Source organism: Methylobacillus methanolivorans (assembly GCF_044751345.1).
Classification (GTDB): domain Bacteria; phylum Pseudomonadota; class Gammaproteobacteria; order Burkholderiales; family Methylophilaceae; genus Methylobacillus; species Methylobacillus methanolivorans.
The window spans coordinates 1500662-1517960 of record NZ_JBIWXY010000001.1 but is presented as its reverse complement, the minus strand read 5'-3'; the positions used below and the strand labels follow the sequence as shown (position 1 = coordinate 1517960).

12 protein-coding genes and 1 riboswitch are annotated in these 17299 nt (G+C 50.0%); of the genes, 1 reads left to right on the top strand and 11 read right to left on the bottom strand.

Annotation, left to right across the window (positions count from 1 at the left end; translation table 11 throughout):
• Positions 1-222: 222 nt before the first annotated feature.
• The 10 genes from ACIKP9_RS07095 to ACIKP9_RS07050 all read right to left on the bottom strand — a co-directional run bounded on the left by ACIKP9_RS07095 (position 223) and on the right by ACIKP9_RS07050 (position 13680).
• Positions 223-1980, bottom strand: coding sequence for an ATP-binding protein (locus ACIKP9_RS07095; RefSeq protein WP_400881000.1), 1758 nt, complete (start codon positions 1978-1980; stop codon positions 223-225).
• A 67-nt stretch (positions 1981-2047) separates the two neighbouring features.
• Positions 2048-2380, bottom strand: coding sequence for a hypothetical protein (locus tag ACIKP9_RS13500; RefSeq protein WP_449815758.1), 333 nt, complete (start codon positions 2378-2380; stop codon positions 2048-2050).
• Positions 2381-2623: 243 nt separating this feature from the next.
• Positions 2624-4531, bottom strand: a complete 1908-nt coding sequence (locus tag ACIKP9_RS07085; protein WP_400880998.1) for an ATP-dependent helicase — start codon at positions 4529-4531, stop codon at positions 2624-2626.
• Positions 4531-6258, bottom strand: a complete 1728-nt coding sequence (locus ACIKP9_RS07080) for an ATP-dependent nuclease (RefSeq protein WP_400880996.1) — start codon at positions 6256-6258, stop codon at positions 4531-4533. The genes ACIKP9_RS07085 and ACIKP9_RS07080 overlap by 1 nt, the downstream gene beginning before the upstream one ends.
• The gene (locus tag ACIKP9_RS07075) at positions 6233-7066 is read right to left on the bottom strand and encodes an SNF2-related protein (RefSeq protein ID WP_400880994.1); all 834 of its coding nucleotides are present in this window, start codon (positions 7064-7066) and stop codon (positions 6233-6235) included. Before ACIKP9_RS07075 ends, ACIKP9_RS07080 begins: the two co-directional genes overlap by 26 nt.
• Positions 7067-7344: 278 nt before the next feature.
• Positions 7345-9441, bottom strand: a complete 2097-nt coding sequence (locus ACIKP9_RS07070; RefSeq protein ID WP_400880992.1) for a TonB-dependent receptor — start codon at positions 9439-9441, stop codon at positions 7345-7347.
• A gap of 185 nt (positions 9442-9626) precedes the next feature.
• Positions 9627-9836: riboswitch (cobalamin riboswitch) on the bottom strand.
• A 228-nt stretch (positions 9837-10064) separates the two neighbouring features.
• Complete coding sequence (locus ACIKP9_RS07065) at positions 10065-10736, bottom strand: FtsB/FtsL family cell division protein (RefSeq protein WP_400880990.1); 672 nt, start codon at positions 10734-10736, stop codon at positions 10065-10067.
• On the bottom strand, positions 10733-11533 hold the full coding sequence (locus ACIKP9_RS07060) for a hypothetical protein (RefSeq protein WP_400880988.1): 801 nt from the start codon (positions 11531-11533) through the stop codon (positions 10733-10735). The genes ACIKP9_RS07065 and ACIKP9_RS07060 overlap by 4 nt, the downstream gene beginning before the upstream one ends.
• Before the next feature lie 297 nt (positions 11534-11830).
• Complete coding sequence (locus ACIKP9_RS07055; RefSeq protein ID WP_400880986.1) at positions 11831-11971, bottom strand: hypothetical protein; 141 nt, start codon at positions 11969-11971, stop codon at positions 11831-11833.
• Between the two features lie 803 nt (positions 11972-12774).
• Positions 12775-13680, bottom strand: coding sequence for a helix-turn-helix domain-containing protein (locus tag ACIKP9_RS07050; RefSeq protein ID WP_400880984.1), 906 nt, complete (start codon positions 13678-13680; stop codon positions 12775-12777).
• 121 nt (positions 13681-13801) lie between these two features.
• On the opposite strand from ACIKP9_RS07050, the gene ACIKP9_RS07045 reads away from it, so the two are divergent.
• Entirely contained in the window at positions 13802-14950 is a 1149-nt protein-coding gene (locus ACIKP9_RS07045; RefSeq protein ID WP_400880982.1) for a DNA cytosine methyltransferase, read from the top strand.
• A 41-nt stretch (positions 14951-14991) separates the two neighbouring features.
• Here the strand turns inward: ACIKP9_RS07045 and ACIKP9_RS07040 are convergent, their stop codons facing one another.
• A complete protein-coding gene (locus ACIKP9_RS07040) occupies positions 14992-16818 on the bottom strand; it encodes a DUF6538 domain-containing protein (protein WP_400880980.1) in 1827 nt (608 codons plus the stop codon).
• Between the last annotated feature and the right edge of the window lie 481 nt (positions 16819-17299).

Genomic DNA, 17299 nt, shown 5'->3' with positions numbered 1-17299 from the left:
TCTTTTAAGGTGGCGGAGAGCGAGGGATTCGATAAGTGCCAATAAAACACTTAATAATCAATGGCTAACCACACTGCTATACATAGAAGTTGCTGTTATTGTATAACACTCACAACTGCGAGAGGCGAGAGTATGTCACGATGTAATAGATTTCGCAATAGGTATGGGTTTAAGGAAAGGAGCTATGCCTTAATTTTACATATAACAATTTAAATCCTCATTTTATATCAGTGGGTTACTGGTTAATAGCCACTCAACTTGTTTTCTTGCCGTTGAAATAACCTGGCTAAATAATCGAACCTCCACCTGAGGTTCTTTATCATTCATAGGGAAATCAGGAGAACGGCTTCCGCCGATCACTAGTACCTGAATTGGTGAGGTGATGTATTTGCGCAGCTCGTGTCTATACGCAATAGCTTGCAGATAGTCATCGTGATTCAATGGATGGTCTGGACGCTTAAACTCTATTAGCAAATATTCGCCGCTTAAATTTTCATTGAGCAGCAGATCGGGGCGTTTATCTGCTTTTTCGCCTGTGTAGGTCTTGCCCAGCATGTCTTCCACCTGACGCCGCAAGGTGATGTTCGAGCTGAACAACGAATATTCCGAGCCAAACACCCAGAGGCTTCGTTCCAGCGCTTTGTGCATCATGGCTTCACTGGTAGTGGCATCGCGGGCCAGCTTATCCAGTTGGTCGAGAAAAACTTGCCGAGCCGCCGCTTGCTGGACAAGTGTTGCCATTTCCGCAAGACCAAAGTCATTCAGTCGATCTGCAATGCCAGCAACATCTCCAGGGGTTGCGGCATCAATGTGCTCCAGAAGAATACGGTAATCGGAGCGTTCCATTGCCTCCAGCAACACGTTCACCACCGGTTCGACCTTGCTCTCCGGTTCGCCGTAATACTTGTCGAGGATTTTCTTGATTGCCCGATCTGCAAAGGCCCGTTTGTGTTCCGGCAGCGCTGAGAGTCGGGTGAGGATCACTTTTTGCAGTCGAGCCTGTGCAAGCTGGATCTCTTGCCGGTACTGCTGCTCATACGCCTCCCGGAGAATGGACTGAACGTATGCCTCAACCTCCTTCAAAAGTTCACTGTTCTCAACGGGAGCATCCCAACCAGCAGTGATGTGATCGCGCAGTCCGTCCGCCTCGACTTCGCCATAGAGCTTGCGAAGCAATTTGGGCGGGAAGTCATCTCGTTGATCCAAGCCGAAGAATCCTGGACGCCCCACGGCCTTGCCATCTACGCGCAAGGTTATTCCAGGCTGGCGCAATCCCGATTTTCCATCGCTGATCGAGAACCGCAGTTTCACCTTGCCCACATTTGGCAAGGACTGATCCTGTTCTGTATAACGTCCTGACACGTCGTCAACATCCAGACGCTTGTCGTCAACCATGATCGCGAAGTCATCTTGCCGACCATAGTCCTGCAGCAAGATCTGGCGAAGGTGGTTGGCGTCCGGATAAGCTAAACCTTGGTGTAAGTCGCTGAGCGTAATGGTTGTCCCGTGGAGTTCGGCCGCGCACGGCTCGCTGTGAAGACTGATATCCAATTGCTCAATGTCTTCAACGCGCGCAAGCTCATCCAGCCGCAGGGAAATTCGGCACAGGCGGCCGCGCGCACGCGTTTCGAGGATCATGGTCGCCGCAGCCATGAGGCCTGAAAACTTGCCGATGCCTTTTCTGCCCTTGACCGGACGGTTCTTCCCTGCGGTACGTTCTCCGCGCCGTGAGCGGCGATCCGATGCAATGGCCAAATAATGCCGCCGCAGTTCTTCCTCGGTCATGCCGCTTCCATCGTCTTCAATGACGATGGAGCCACCGCTCAGTGGGGTAGGGAGAGTGACAGCTACGTGCTCGGCGTCGGCATCCCACGCGTTATCGACGAGTTCCTTCAAAGCTCGTTCCGATGACGGGTATTCCTGACTCAGCAAGGTGGCGAGTCGGGAATCAACCTGAAAACGTAGCTGGGCACGGCTCATGTCAGCGCTCCTTCAATTCAACTTTTCATTTCGAACTGCAGAAAATCGATAAGTCGTCGTGATTCGTTCACTGCACCATGAGGTACCAGGAGATACTTCCACGGTTTGCCGCCAACGCTTGCCGTGAAATTGGACGCATGCTGGCACCATTGCATCGCTGCGGTAGCTTTGGCCTGCACCTCCTGCGTGCTGATATCGTCGAGTCGGTTTCTGCCACGAAGTCATGGATGTATTCTGGTTCCTCGGTACCCAGCTTATAGAATATCTGGAACTGGCCCTTGGCGGGCTTGAACCATTTGCTGGCGTCACGTTCAAGAATAATGGCAAAGCGATGCTCGGTGTCTGAGTCGAACTTCTGCAGGAGATGCCCGTGTTGTACGATGGATCGATGAACACGCACTTCAACTCGCCCGTAAACTCTGCCTTCAACGCCAACAGGTTGTCCCCGAAATCAGCCGATTGTCGAAGATGTTCGTATCCGACACGCGATGCTTCGCGTGGTATGACTTCGCCGGGTCTTCCAGCAGGATACGCGACTCCAGCTTGGGGCGCTTGTCCTTCCCCATCCAGGTTAGTTCGAGTTTTTGCTTGCTCATTGATATTTATATCTTCATCAAAGATTTAGGAGGTTGCTGAAAATTTTTCATTTAGTTGCATCCAATAAACCCATTTCAAAAAGAAAACGCGAAGGTTTCTTGCTCCATCCGTTGTACTTATTGCCATAACTCATCGTCAGAGTCTCTATGGTTCTTGTGATCGCTACGAAGCAATTTCGGCGCTCTTCCTGCATCTCTCGGCTGTCATCACCAGCCTTTTTGCTTTGGAATGAAGGCAATTGATCCTCAGCCATGCCAACCAAGTATACATGCTTGAACTCCAGCCCCTTGGAGCTGTGAACAGTCAAGCATCGCACCGCATTAGAAGGCGCTTCTGGTGTCTTGTTCGCTAGCGCAAGCTCTTGCAAGAACTGTCCCAACGACAACGAATAAGCATCCTCTTCACCACCCACTTCCCGAAGAATACCTTGCCATACCCCTCTCTCTGTCGCGTACTCAGCATATTGCTCGTTATCGTCGTTTTGCTCCGCCCTCTCCACAGCGTCAAAGTGGGACAGGGCCAACTGGATGAATTCGGCGTATCGCCCCTGAACAAGTGATGCGACAGCTTGGCGAAGCCCTTGTGGCACTGCGTCACTGGTCGCTACCAAGGCACCGAGTGCCTCTAGCTGATCGCCATTGAGCGCCGCAGAAAACCCGGCAAGGTCTTCACCGTTGGCGTCTTGTTCTACACAATCAGACAGCGCCTTTGTAACCGTCGCTGCTAAGTCTTCATCAGACCGTACCAACGCCAATTTCAGCGCCGCCACCACAAACCGCAGCGGCGCACTTTCAAACTGCGATTTGCGCCGCTGCACATGGCTCGGCACCGATAAAGTCTGCAAAGCCTGTTGCACCCGCTCCAGAAGTCTAGTCGCTCTTGCCAGAATTGCGATGTCCGCTGGGCGCGCACCACCTCGCAGTCGCTCGGCCACCCTCTCTGCGATACCGCTGGCCTCCTGCTGATCGTCGTCAAACGACAACAGTTCGATGGGATTCACGCCCGAACCCGTTTTCATGGAAAGCAAAGGCTTCTTGTCCGACGAGCGTTCGCCGTTATGCACGATAAGTGCATTCGCCAGGGCTACCACTTCAGGTGGGCATCGGTAATTTTCTGGTAGTTGAATGGTGGTCAGGTCGTAGTGCTGCTCCAGCTCCTTCACCCGCTTCGGGCTGGCACCATTCCATTGATAAATGACTTGGTCATCATCTCCAACAATAAAGACATTTGCGTCCTTGTCTGGCGTAATGGCGCGAAGCATTCGGAACTGCGCTACATTGGTATCCTGGAACTCATCCACGCAGACGTACCGGTACACCGTACGAAGCTGTTTGCTGATGCGCGGCCGTTCGCGCAGCAGTTCCTCGCAAAAGTAAAGGATCGCCCCGTAGTCCAGGCAATTTTGCCGCTTCAAAATCTCTTTGTACTGGGCGAAAAGCGACTGTAGTTGTTGGCCTGCCTCTGCGTCTTTCAACAGTGTGGGCACCTTGTCGTCAGGTGTCACATTTCTGAGCAGGAAATCTATCGCCGTCAGTGCCTTCTCAGCCGATACGAACTTTGTAAACTCTCCCGCCTTTTCCTCCAGCACTGACTTGACGATACCGACACGCTCAGCCTCTTCCAGAATTTCAAAATCCGGACTAAAGCCGAAGTGGCTTCCATGCTGCCGCAGGATGTCTGTGGCAAAAGAATGGAAAGTCGTCAGTAACACCCGGTCTTTTGCATCGGGCACCAGATTCAACAGACGCTCTCGCATTTCCGCAGCGGCCTTGCGTGTGAAGGTCAGGCAGAGAATCCGAAATGATTCATCCTGCCCTTGTTCAACCAATCGCGCAACGCGCGCGGTCAACGTTGCTGTTTTCCCTGATCCTGGCCCGGCTAGAACAAGCAAAGCCCCTTCATTCCACTGCGCAGCGGCAGATTGATTGGGATTTAGTTTCTTCAAATATTCCATTATTGCCTCCTCGCCAACGCAACTGCTTTCATGACCGCACCAGCCAATGCTTTGGGAATCGAGGCTTTACCACGCGAACGCATGGCCTCGGCCACCGCGTAGGCTGCACTTGGTTTATCCGGGATGCACTGGATGATCTGACCTGCGTATGCCGGGTCACCCGGCGCAACCTTTAGTTTTGCAGCTTTCTTGCGTGGAACTGCAATCGTTTCATAAATGTCCAAAAAACCATTGGCTGCTAGATACGGCTCTATGGATGAGGCTCCGGCCAGTACTGATATATGCCTATCTTTGCGCTTGGGCTTATCTGGGATACGGTCTGATGCTTTGGTGGCATCGGCATTTCCTTGATCATCGGCATCTGTCAGGCAGTGCCAGGCAATGCCCAGCGCATTGGCTGCATCCAGAAAATAGTCAATGTCACCTAGTCTGTATTCCACGCAGCGTACACCCGCCTGCTCCAGATCCAAGCCTAGTACTTCTGCCACACTGGCAAATAAGATGGCTTCGGTTTCTCCCTCTCCTAGCAACCAACAACGCGCGAAAAAGAGTTCGCCACGCGTCCGGCGCACCAGAAAGTCAAATTTCCGCTGGTCACGCGGACCTAGCGTGTTAGGGGCAATGGCCCCCACCTTTACCGTGCCACCAGATTTGTAAATTCGTCGGATCGCCGTCAAATCGACCTCCGACAAGAGATCGCCCGAATGTGTGGCAATCAACTTCTGACCATCAATGTCACGAATGGTCTTCCACAACGCCCGCACCGCATTGGGGTGCAAATGCGCCTCCGGCTCTTCCAGCGCAACAATGGGTTTGGACTCCTTTACCCCTTGCTTTCGGGCCAGCTCAGACTTCAGGAAAGCATCGAAAAGCATCAACACCGTAAGGCTCTGGGTGCCTTCACCATGTCTGCCAATGGGCAAGCGAGCCCCCGTTGCTGAAGCGATGCTAACTTGAGTTCGGTTGAGCATGTCAAATACTCGTGCAGGCACCGCATCGACGCTGACCACGTCTTGCCCACCCAGCGCCACCAATTCCTGCACCTTGCCCAAATGCTCACGTACGCCTTTGAACGTACCGTGGGCCTCAATGATTTGAGCGTTGATGACTTCAAGCTGTTGCTCAATATCAGCCTTGGTCTTTTCGTCAATTTGGGAGTTCTTGACAAACGGAGACCAAAACTGCGAAGTACGGGAAAATTCCTTGCCTGCATCGCGCAGTGCAGACAGATAAAACAGTGGTCGCAACTGTTGCAGGCTGCCCAAGCGGTTGCGATTCTTCGGGGGCAGTGGTTTATCTGCAGCGTCCAGAAACTCGAAGGTGGTGTCAATGTCCTGGGTTACCTTGGAGTATTCGGCGCTGACACGCAACTGCACCCGGCTACGGTCATCCGGTGACATCAACGCAATCACACCGCCCTCACCGCCAAGCTTTTGCTCCACTTCTTCAGACCATTGGCCAGGCGTTGACTCTTCAAAAGTCAGTGTGATCACAATGGGCGGCGCTGTCGTTGGGTCTGCCGCCCGGCTGTCAAAGTGCAGATCGAACTCGTCAAAGGGTGACGCACGGCCAGAAGAGCGCAGCGTTTGCAGGCACGCACGCAGCGCATGCAGCACCGTGGTCTTGCCACAATTGTTTTCACCAACCAAGACAGTTGTCGGCCCCAATGTCAGCTCCAGCGACTTGATGCCCCGGTAGTGCTCAATTTTTAGTGTGGTCAACAACATTATTGAGGTTTCCATTCAATGGTGAATAGTGCCTGCTCGGCCACTTGCTGTTGAAGCTGCAATTCCAACTGACTGATGAGGTCGTTGCGCTGAGCTTCCACTTCGTCCTGCCGGCTGAACAATTCCCGCCGCAGCTTGGTGCACTTAGCTCGCGCTGCTTCTTCTGCCATGACAGCTTGTCTTCCAGTGTGGGCGAGGCGGCGGCAGTGCGGCGCACTTCCTTGATCTCGCCGTCAATGGCCTTGATTTCCTGCTTCAGACCGAGCTTCAGGTCGTCCGTCCAGGCATCTAGCTTCTGCATTTCCTGCTCGAAGTAACCCAGGTTACGCTGGTTGATCTCCCGCAGTAGCTCGTTTTTCCGACTTTCGAAATCGGCTTTAGCTTTTGCAAATTGATATGAACAGATGACTGGCCCGTTTGTATGTAGGAATGACTGCGTGAAGCCTTCCTTGCACATGGCCTTATAGTTTTTTGCTTCGAGGATCAACCCCTGAAGATTGAACTTGTCCTGCAACTCTTGATGCCATTGCTTACGCAGGTTGGCGGGCACAATAATGAGAGCCTTGCGACGCCGCTCAGACCAGTGTTGCGAGATGACTAGGCCTGCTTCGATAGTTTTGCCCAACCGGACTTCATCAGCAAGGATCACACCGCGGGATAAAGGATTGCTGCACGCAAAGAGGGAGGCATCGACTTGTGAATCAACCAAGGTCGATGCTAGATATTCAACATTATCGCCACTGACACGGCGCGTTAACAGCCAAGAAAAATACTGACTTTGATATTCTGTCAGTTGCAGGCCTGTCAACTAGTGCTCCCCCTTGAATCTGTTAAATAATTTTGAGTTGTTATTTGGCTGGTATGGACTTTTGATTGTACTTCTTCACTTACACAAGACAATCTTGAAGAGCTACCGATTTAGCTGTGCACGGCTAAATGCCTATTCAGGCCATTCTGCCATATTCGATAGACATCGACTAGCGAGGCCAAGAACACCACCGGTTTGGGAAAATCAGTTTCCTCATAAACATACCCGGTAAAGCAACGCTTCATCCGGGTATGTTAATTTCAAATACTTATTAACAATTAATAGCGAAACTCAGCGGTTAATTCAATTTGCCTCGGGGCTCCTACGATTTGCTGAGATGCTGAATAGGCATAAGCCCCATAGAACTTGTCAGTGAGGTTGCGGATATTCGCCCGTACTGTCATCTGCTTATTCACATGCCAAGCAGCACTTGCATCAAATACAGTGTAGCTGTTCATGCTAGTAGCTTTATCAGCGTTAAAGCTGAAATCGTCATAGACATACCGTTTCCCTACATATCTTGCACCGATACCAGCTTCCCATTGTGGTTGTTGATAATAAACCCAGGCATTGGCGGTGTGTTTAGGGACATTATCCGGAGTTTGACCTTTACGAGCCTCTCCAAAAGCATCTGCAAGTTCATCATATCGAGCATTCAAAGCCGTTGCATTAAAGTCAGTTCGCCAGTTGGGAGTAGGGAAGAGCGTCATAGATAGCTCGATACCACGAGAAGACAACTTGCCACCTTGTACTGCTTGGAACGGGCCGCTGAAGGTAATGATGTCATCCTTCGCAATATGATAGATCGCGACAGATACCTCTCCCTTTGCATCTGGCAGCTTGTGCTTGATACCAATCTCGGCCTGGCGAGAGCGAGTAAGCTTCATATTAGAGGTCAATACATTCAGTTCCAACAAGGTTGAAATAGGATCGGTCCCTCGGCTAAGTTGACCATATAAACTAGTATCTGATGTGACATCGAATACTGTGCCTACACGCCAGGTAGTAGGAGAGAAATCCTTTTCAATCTCGCTATTCGTGCGGAGTAATTGACGCTCGGTGTCCAATAATTCCTTGCGAATACCAGCAATCAACTTCCATTGCTCGGTGACATTGAACGCATCTTCAGCAAAGAAAATTCGCTGAGTTAGCTCAGAGTCAAAGTCAGGTGTCATCTGGGTGGTGTATTGCAGTTGCCCTGCGGTAAAACCAAGTAATGGTACTGAAGGGCTGTTTACATTAGCATTGCTTCTTCTAAAGGTCGTGCGGCTTAGCTCAACACCAGCGGCGAAGCGATTCTGATGAGAAAATATTTCATTGCTTGCAATCAGCTCCAGCCGGTTGCCATATTGTTTTTGATCATGGTTGATTGCCAGTGAGAAACGATCCACCAAGCCAGAGCTTGCATCGTAAGTCAGCTCTTCAGCATTGCGCCAATCACGCTTTGATTTGAACCAGTAGGCTTCATTCTTTAGTTTGAGCGTTGAAGTAATATCCCATTCGATCTTGTTTCTGAAGCGTGTGTCGATGAAGTTCAGTTCATTGTTGCTCACGTTATAGTTCTTACTGCGCAGAGACTTCACCACCTTCCCGTTGATGACAGGTATCCCATAATTGGCTGATGGAGAGTTGTCAGAGTAATCCAGGGTGAAGCCTACTTTGAGAGAGTCGATCGGCGTGAAAAGCAAAGAGGTCATCAGCTTGGTACTATCGTAGTCACCACGAGAGATGTAGCTATTGCCACCCAGGGTAGACACATCAATACGGAATGCTCCAATCTCGCCAATCGCACCTGTACCACCAATACCTGCACGATACGCACCATAGGAGCCAGCACCAATCACTGCTTCAACGGAAGCTTCACGTTTGGGCTGCTTGCGAACGCTATTGATAATGCCACCTGATGTACCATCGCCAAACATCACAGAAGCAGGACCTCTCAATACTTCAATCTGCTCATACCCCCAAGTGTCAGCAGGATAGTTGCTTGTCCCAAGACCAGGTGTTTGTCGAACGCCATCCTCAGCCTGTCCTACGGAGTTATTGCCAGTTAAGCCACGCAATGAAAATGCTTGCCCCACATTTGGGGTACTAATATCAGTCAGGCCGGTCGTTCTGCTCACAGCTTCACGCAAAGACACATCACCACGACGACGAATCGTATCGCTGTCGAGTATGTCAATACTTGCGGGCGTTTCTTGTACAGTCAGCCCGACTCGGTTAGCAGTACTAGTTTGCTTGGATAGTTGCAGTGCTTTGTTCTTCTCAGCTTGTGCCTTGACCTCTATTTCGTCTAGCACTGCATCTTCAGCCAGAGCTCCAGAAGCAAAGACAATGGACAGGGTGGCGGCCAAAAGTCGGTATGGATGTTGCATGAATATTCCCCAGCACCATGTAAAAGATGCAATAACGTGTATGAGATGTCACGTTGAGCATAGGGATGGGCTGATTTATGGCAGGCAGTATCTACTCCAAAAAAATAGGAGGGCAATATCTTAATAGCTGCAATAAATGAAGAATGCGAATGAATCGCTGATTCCAGGGGCACCCCGCCCTTTGCTTCAACGTACTGTATACGGCAGGTTTCCTGACTCTCGGGTCATCATCTTGAAGTGACCTTCCCGGGATAATCCAGTGGTGTGTATGACTTCAAGACTCGTCGATTACAGTTGCGGGGGCAGTTCCGGATTTAGATCATTATGTCTTCACCGGATTCCCTATTAATCTGACCAATATGAACTGGTACAGAACCGTACGCGGCGATGTTAGTTTGTACAATAGGAAAAAGCAAGCTTGGTGTATAAGCTAGGTAACCATGTTACTTGGTTACCTAGAAGTTATATGGATTTTTGATTAAGGATTCATTAATCCCTTGGAGAGGAAACTGCTACTGTTGTTTGTGCACCGATAGCATTGTTGGTGATATCTCGGAGCGGTTAGGTGTCTTAATCAACCAGTGGCGCGAGTTGGTATATTAATCTCTAGTGTGGCTTGTAAATCATAGACGCCTCAGCTCCTCAATTCTCCTAGAGTTATCTTCAATCTCCTTTTCCTGGTCAATGATTATTTGCACATAATAATCTCTGTTCTCTATCAATTGATTGTTGGCAAGCTGAAGCTCTTGATTTCTAAGTTGCTCTTGCCTAATAGCAGCCACAATCTGCTCATGCTCAAGTTTGGCAGCTTTCACCAATCCCTCATGGTTGGCCTCAATCTCCAACTTCTTTTTAATCTCGGCCTCCTTGGGATGGATGATGTATAAATAGAGCGAAAACCCCACCAGTAATGAGATGACCAGCGAATGGTGCCACAAAAGAGTTTTGACCGCAGCGGCCAGTAATAATCTGGTAAACGTAAGGTTGTTCTGACCTGATGCAATAGCCTCCCTACCTCCCTCTACAGCTTTACTGTCACAAAACGGGAATTGGTAGTCGCAGAAATAAGCATGAGCAATATGAGCATCATAATGCCCGGCTTTTTTTTGAGCATTCGAGAGGTCTTTCTTCAAGTTTTTTTGCTCCTGCTCAAGCTCCTTAATTTTCTCAGCCTGCTGATCGATATTTGCCTTCTGCTCTGCAATTTCATCCTCCATATCTATTTCATTCAGCGAACAACAACTGGATAGCATAGCAACCACTAAAACTGCAAAGCATACACGTAAGACATTCATGAGATGACCTCGCACTTGATCTTTCCATGCACACTTTCTGGAATAGGATGGGAGCTCTCTATCGCCCATTTTCTCTGGGAATTTTTCCTCCACAAGTGGATGAGTTGGCCAGGTTTTAAGGCCGCTGAATAACGCTCAATGATGGCTTGAGACTGGCTGAATAAAATCAAGTAATCGTACTGCTCACGGTGTAGTGCTAATATGACCCGGTAGACAAACTCATCGAAGGGGCGCCCAAACTTCCCTGTGAGTTCTACCTCCACCATGGCCTTCTTGCCATCTTCGTAAAACCACACCGCATCTGGACGCTTTTCTGCAATGTGCTTTTCCCCCATTTCATGCTCCGTCGTGAAACTAACAATCTTTTCCGCCTGATATCGGGCCAACGTCAACGACTGCACCAACAGATCGTGCCTCAACGTGGCCATATTGACTCTGGCTGGATTCAGGTCGTAATGCGTTTGTGAAGTGCTATGTGTCTCCGCCAATTCAAGCCCTGCCTTGGTCAACATGACCACCTTCGCGGGCATACCCTTAACGCCACGCTGATGCGTTTCGATTATGGTAACCAAGCCATTTTTAACGAGGCGTGGTACCAAACCGCTCCCGCGACGGCAATAGACCACCTGATCCAGAATCTCAGGGCAAGAATGATGAAACCAAAGCAACCAACTTACTGCCTGGATTTGCTTTTCTTCGCCACGCGCTGTTGCCGTCTTGCATACCTCAGCCAAGTGATTCACGCTCTCCTGCGCATTGGCCTCATCTAATTCATAGGCGCCGTTAATAGGGTCCATACCACCTCCTTGTTGTCATAAAAAAATGCATCTATCCAATATAGATACCGTCGCGGATTAGAGCGGACTCCAATAGCACCTCAAAGGTGTATAGGTATCGCGCAGGAATTCGGCGTAGATGTATGCATGGACTTTTACAATGGAAGGGACTGTCGCATCGTCACCACTAAACGAGGGCAAATGAACAGGGTATGAAGTAGACAATAATGGACGACGGTTAAAAATGTACCCCCCAACGACCATCAGCCATCATCGGATTAAGCTTGGTGTCACCCTTTGTCCTCCCCTTGTGTACCATCACCAAGGGCGTTGCAAAGGGTAGTACATGGCTTCGCGTTGCTGCGCACTGCGAATGGCACCGGACCAGGGCAGTCCTTGCGGACTGTCGGCTAGGGCCGAAACCCTTGTCCTGCCTGGGCTGGACGCCCATGCTGCCATTCTTCGTTTGCCTTCACGTCTGCTAAAGCAGCCTCCAGCGGCTCCGCCTCGGGGGTGGCGCCGCGCAAGGCGCGACCAACCCCTTTTCCAGCCTACAGGCGCGCATTCTGCGCAGCCTTCCGGTCCTGGCAAGCCAGGATCGGCTGGACGCCGCCTGCAAAACGGGTTGGTCGCGCCTCGCTGGCGAGGCCGACGCCACGGGGCTATGCCCCCCACTAAGTCAGATCGGCGCTGGGGCGCCTCGCCTGCTGGGGCAGGCGCTGACCAAGTGGCTCCCCCCGCAGTTCTGATACCCTCGTGGGCGAGGGCATCAGAACTGCGTCGTAGTATTCAGCAGTGTGGAGATAGAGCCATTGGTTGTGTATCACATCTTGCAGGGGGTGAGTCTATGGACGTCTGTGTTCTAGATGGTTACTACTTCGGCGGTGATTTGTTGGGTAGAGAGATGGGGCAGGTTGGCGAAGCGTTCATTACGGAAATTGCATTTGTCCGCCGATAAGTTGGCAAGAGCTGCCAGTGGCCGGGATGTATGTAGTACCGGCACCTTTATTGTAGCGAAGACCGTTATTATCCCAGCATCCAATTGGTTATTATTCTTGGGGCTGGTGTCTCTGGCGAGCTTCATAAGGCGTTAGCCTGCCTGATTTTAGATCAAGGTCGCCAAAGGTGCGGGTACAAGCCCCCGCACCTTTGGCGACCAACTGATTGCCTCAACTTCTCCTTAGTTCATCTGACTAGACTCCGTTTGGCGGCTGAATGGAACGAAGCCTGCGAAAGGAGGGAGGGAGATAAGCCTATCTATCTCAGTTAAACGCGGGGTAGGTTCCGGCTCTCATTGGGTGAGGGCAGTAGGCTGGGTCAAAATAAACGAGTGGCATTGCATTAAAAACAGACGTTTTGATTACGGCCGTTTTTCCCGAGTCACCTGGAGTATTACTGAGGTCGAAGTCATCAATACCCACTTCGCCAACCTTGACCTCCCATATCCAAACTGTGTTTCCACGAGCCGACTTACCACGATTAAAAACACCATGTTGATCGCCGAGGACGTATCTGAAAGTTATATAGGTGCCGGGTTTGGGGAGATGCCCTTTAGGGCGATTGGTCTCAAGAGCCATCTTGAGTTCAAGATTTCTTGCATTGTGACGTTGTGGCAAAAGGTCCGGATAGTGATGAGGGCGATTTCGAATGTACATCCCTTCAGAAGACTCGGCAATGGAGCCTCCCACTATATTTCCTACCATCGAGGAAAGATTTGCCAACTCTACAAGCCCACCTATTGGAACGAGTCCACTTGCTACTAACTCTGCATCAATTGTATCAAGTGTGTTGTAGGTATTATGTATCGCCTGTAACAGCATAGAGCCAGTTAATCCAGTATAGAGCTCTAGGGCATCCAAATTTCTAAGGCACTGGGGTTTTTCGGCCCGTACAGCCATTGCTAAAAAAGCATCGTGCTCATTTAACTTACCGCTCTCGATAAGTTCAGCCTTGAGTAAAAGCTCCGAAAGCTGAAAATCCAAAGCTTCCGATATATTTGCAGCGATGCTAAGGGTCGGTTGTCGTTCGCCACGCTCAAGCAGGCCAAGAGTAGTCCTATGTATGCCAGCCCTATCTGCTAGAGCCTCTAAACTTAATCCTTTAGCTTCACGTAATTGCTTGACTAGACGGAACAGAACGTCAACTGTACTACGCCTTGGTTCATCCATACCGTAACACCACCATACCGTTTATGTGGTGGCATTTTGATCCAAATCATGCTCTCAGTGTAGGAGACTATTGTCTCCACCGGGGTAGCGTGGTATGCTGCTGACGAACTGGAGATTGCCAATGAAAGTTTTAGACCTATTTTGTGGTACAGGTGGTTTTTCTCACGGTTTTGAGCTCACTGAATTGGGATTCGAGACCGTTTTTGGGATTGATGTACTTCCAATCGCCACCCAGACATTTAACGCTAACAGACCTAACTCACTAAGTGTCTGCTCAGATATTAGGAAGGTAAGACGCTCCGAACTTAGTGATCAGTTGAAGCTTAAACGTGGAATGGTTGATGTGATTGTGGGGGGGCCACCATGTCAAGGGTTTTCTTCTATCAGACCATTTCGTTCAAGCAATGATGATGATCCTCGCAATAGCCTATTTGAAGAATATGCGTCGTTTGTGAATTACTTCCGTCCTCCTGTTTTTGTTCTTGAAAATGTAGTTGGCTTAGCAACACATAAGGATGGTTCAACTGTTGCTATGATGGAAGAGTGCTTCAAAAGTTTGGGATATGATACTCAGTGGCGTATCTTAAATGCTGCTAATTATGGTGTTCCTCAGAAAAGAGAGCGTCTAATTATGATAGGCGTAGAGCGTGGAGGGAGAATAGAGTTTCCTGATACGACTCACAATTTTTCTGGGGCAACGATTAGTGTCAAGGATAAACGTCGAGTTCATGCTCCAACGTATGACCTATTTAATATGAAAGAGAAAGGATTGAAGCCTGCTGTTTCTGTCATGGATGCGATATCTGACCTTCCGCCAATTCAATCTGGAGAAGAGGCGAAGCGTTACACAGAATCTCCTCGTAATGAATATCAAAAGCTCATGCGTCGTGATGTAAAGGATGAGCTAAGTTTACATTTGGCTACAGCTCATTCTAAAAAAATGCTCGAAATTATTAAACACTCAGGAAAAAATATTAACTGTATCCCCAAAGGAATGGTGACGAGTGGATTTAGCTCCTGTTATTCACGGCTTGATGCTGATGAACCTGCAGTAACTATAACAGTGAATTTTGTTCACCCTGCCTCAAACAGATGCATTCACCCAGTTCAAAATAGAGCATTAACGCCAAGGGAAGGGGCTAGGCTTCAGTCGTTCGATGACTCCTATGTATTCTGTGGTAATCGCTCACAGATTACTAAGCAGATAGGAAACGCAGTACCACCTTTGTTAGGTAAGGCGATTGCTGGTTCAATCGCTAAGCTTTTTTAACTGAGTATTAAGTCTAGCAGTCTTCTTATAGGGGTCTTCTATCATAAGGACCTTTTAAAGGATAACTGAATCGTCACCCCAAACGCCAAACTCCTCACCGCCTTCACCAACGGCCCCAATGGATACTGCCCACTGCCATAATGCCGTCCGACACCACCGCCTGAGTGTCCGGTCAGCGCATCATGAATCTCTTCGCCAATACCTGCTTCCCGGCAGGCATCTTTGAAGGTATGCCGGAAGCTGTGAAACACCTTGGACTTGGCAGTGATCCCGATCTCATTCCTCATATACCGGCTCCACCATTTGCTCCAGTTGCCTGAGCGTTTACCCTTGATGTCGGTGATGAGGTGCGGGAACAGCTGGCGGTGGCCCTGCTCCTTGCATTGGGTCCAGTAGTCAATCAATCCTGCCTGGATCAAGTCGGGATGTAATGGAATCCTGCGTCTGGAACTCTCGGTCTTGAGTTGTTTGCGGTGTTCATCCTCGACATCGCTGACATCGGTAATGTTGAGGTAGTAGCCATGCTGGGCATCGTGTTTGAGATCATGCACACTGAGTTGGGCCAGTTCCTCCAGTCGTGCGCCGGTATACAGCGCCAACGCCGGTAACCAGGGGGCTGCCTGACCGGCGCCTGCCTTGGGGATGTCGCCATGATAGATACCCGCACTGAAGATACGCTGCAAGTCCTCCTGGTTGAATGGCTCACGCGCAGGCGTAACCACCTTGGGTTTGGCGACCTTGATGCGGGAGGCGGGATTGGTGACGAGTTGTTCCCTGTCCACTGCCACCTGGAACATGGCGCAGATCAATGCCATCTTCTTCTCCACGGTACGGTAATGCTGTTGTTTGGCAAGCAGGTGATCCGTGAACGCCATCATCTTGCCACGGCGTATCAGGCGCACATCGGCAATACTCTCCTTGCTGAAGAATGCCTCCATATCGGCAATCAGGGTCGGCATGTAATCCAGGGTGGACTTGGCCCTGTCCTTGGATTGATTCAGCCATTGCTGATACATCCCATCCAGACTCAAGACAGCAGCGGCCACGCCTTCAGGAACAGAGCCGGGGGATCCAGGGACAGCGCCTGGCGTGTATGCGGCAGACACGCTAGTGTCTGATACAAATGCCGCGCTAGCACCTGATCCAGTCCCCGATACTGGCACTACATTGATCTCGACCTCCCTGATCTTGCACGCAGCACGCTGGGAAGTGGGCAGGTGCTGGGCGATATCGACCAGTTCGCCCTGTTGTCGTTGCCAAATCAATTGCTGGACCTGATACGCTGTTTGCAGAAATTGCCAGCGTAACTGTAGATAAGCAGCATCCTGCGCATCCACTGCATAGCCATTCATCCATAGCCAGGACTGCAAGGCCGGTTCGATCACCTCATGCCGTCCTGTGCTGATTGCTTGCCTGAACATCGGCAAGGTATCCAGAATCCCGGCAGAGACCTCTTCTGAATCGATATCGCGAAAGCCGGTAATGCGGTTGTACTCATCGCTCATGAGCACACTGGCTTTCCAGCGATCACACAGCTCCTGCATCGAGGCTGGGGTCAGTGTTAATGGCTGAGGTACAAACTCACTTCCGGAAGCATTGACGGAAGCACGGACAGCAGCCTGCGCATCGCTGCGTGACCCCACACGCGCCTGGGTCAACAATCCCAGACGAATGGCTTGAAACTCCTGATCCAGCCGCACGGCATGCGCACGCGCCTTGCGCATCGCAACCCGCCGGATAGAGGTATGCAGACTGAATGAAACGAGGGTGGCTTTACCGTTCCCATAGTAAGGAACGACATCCTGAGGAATACGACGATGGAAATAAAAGACATGTCCGCGTAAGCGAAGATAAGTACCGGTGTGCATGGCAGCTCCATAGGATCAATGTATAACACCTATGTATAGCAACCGTGTGGTACAAACCCGCTCAGGGCCTGCTTTGCAGCAGTATCAGGGCTTGAGGCTTGATATGGCGGAGAGCGAGGGAGACTCAGTAAAATCTAAAAAAACTAACTAAATCAAGTTGTTAAAAACCGCTCTATTTGCCTAAGTCTTAGTAAAGTGTCTTACCAAGCCCAATATAATAACAATAAAATTATTTGCTGGGAAGGGGGTTGCATCATACTTTTTGGCAATTGCGAGACAAATCTAGGCGATTCATCTCGAAGTCGTATATTTTGAAATATGTTTGATGCATGATTTCCTTTCTATTTCAGAAACTGATTGCAAAACTCAATGCCCGTGCATTGCCTAGTAATCAAACAACTCGATATATCGCCAGAGAAACCGACCTATCCAGTTGACTAACTGCTTAAGGCTAAATGCAGGGTTGGGAATGGGCTTATTT

Bases quoted from the DNA above. Each gene is read 5' to 3' on its own strand.
- ACIKP9_RS07095 (WP_400881000.1), bottom strand. From the start codon at position 1,980: ATGAGCCGTGCCCAGCTACGTTTTCAGGTTGATTCCCGACTCGCCACC.
- ACIKP9_RS07085 (WP_400880998.1), bottom strand. From the start codon at position 4,531: ATGGAATATTTGAAGAAACTAAATCCCAATCAATCTGCCGCTGCGCAG.
- ACIKP9_RS07080 (WP_400880996.1), bottom strand. From the start codon at position 6,258: ATGTTGTTGACCACACTAAAAATTGAGCACTACCGGGGCATCAAGTCG.
- ACIKP9_RS07070 (WP_400880992.1), bottom strand. From the start codon at position 9,441: ATGCAACATCCATACCGACTTTTGGCCGCCACCCTGTCCATTGTCTTT.
- ACIKP9_RS07065 (WP_400880990.1), bottom strand. From the start codon at position 10,736: ATGAATGTCTTACGTGTATGCTTTGCAGTTTTAGTGGTTGCTATGCTA.
- ACIKP9_RS07060 (WP_400880988.1), bottom strand. From the start codon at position 11,533: ATGGACCCTATTAACGGCGCCTATGAATTAGATGAGGCCAATGCGCAG.
- ACIKP9_RS07055 (WP_400880986.1), bottom strand. From the start codon at position 11,971: ATGGCAGCATGGGCGTCCAGCCCAGGCAGGACAAGGGTTTCGGCCCTA.
- ACIKP9_RS07050 (WP_400880984.1), bottom strand. From the start codon at position 13,680: ATGGATGAACCAAGGCGTAGTACAGTTGACGTTCTGTTCCGTCTAGTC.
- ACIKP9_RS07045 (WP_400880982.1), top strand. From the start codon at position 13,802: ATGAAAGTTTTAGACCTATTTTGTGGTACAGGTGGTTTTTCTCACGGT.
- ACIKP9_RS07040 (WP_400880980.1), bottom strand. From the start codon at position 16,818: ATGCACACCGGTACTTATCTTCGCTTACGCGGACATGTCTTTTATTTC.